This window comes from Streptomyces sp. A1136 (assembly GCF_004795055.1).
Lineage (GTDB): Bacteria > Actinomycetota > Actinomycetes > Streptomycetales > Streptomycetaceae > Streptomyces.
Genome location: NZ_SSBJ01000251.1, coordinates 1 through 601 on the forward strand (window position 1 = coordinate 1; position 601 = coordinate 601).

At 72.9% G+C, this 601-nt stretch carries 1 protein-coding gene; it reads right to left on the bottom strand.

Annotated features, from left to right (window positions below; translation table 11 throughout):
- A partial coding sequence (locus E6R62_RS38390) for an FAD-dependent oxidoreductase (protein WP_136218003.1) occupies positions 1–496 on the bottom strand: 496 nt, incomplete at its 3' end.
- Between the last annotated feature and the right edge of the window lie 105 nt (positions 497–601).

The following is a 601-nucleotide window of genomic DNA, read 5'->3' on the forward strand; positions in this document are numbered from 1 at the left end:
GCTCGATCTCGCGCAGCCCCTCGATCGGCGGGACGGCCGCGTCGGAGCCGGTGCAGACCGCGACCGCGTGCCGGGCGGTGAGCCGGGTCTCGGTGCCGTCCGCGTCGGTGACGACGACGGTCTTCTCGCCGTCCAGCCGCCCCGTGCCGCGGACCAGGGTGATCCCGGCGCCCAGCACCCACGCGGCCTGCCCGGAGTCGTCCCAGTGCGAGGTGAACGTGTTGCGACGTTCGAGGGTCGCCGCGACGTCCTGCTCCCCCGTGACGGCCTGCGCCGCCCCGGACACCGCACGCGCCTCGGTCAGCGCCTCGGTTCCGCGCAGCAGCGCCTTGCTCGGCATGCAGGCCCAGTAGGAGCACTCGCCGCCGATCAGCTCGGACTCGACGACGGCGGCGCTCAGCCCGGCGGCCCGGGCCCGGTCCGCCACGTTCTCACCCACCGGGCCCGCACCGATGACCACGACGTCGTACACGGCAGGCTCCGCAGCATGTGTCATACGCCCATTGTGTCCGCGGGTGTGGGTGTCGGCCACATGGGCAGGCGGAATAGCGCGAGTACGGGCACCGTTGTCCCGGACACGTCTCATACGGGCACAGGAAGA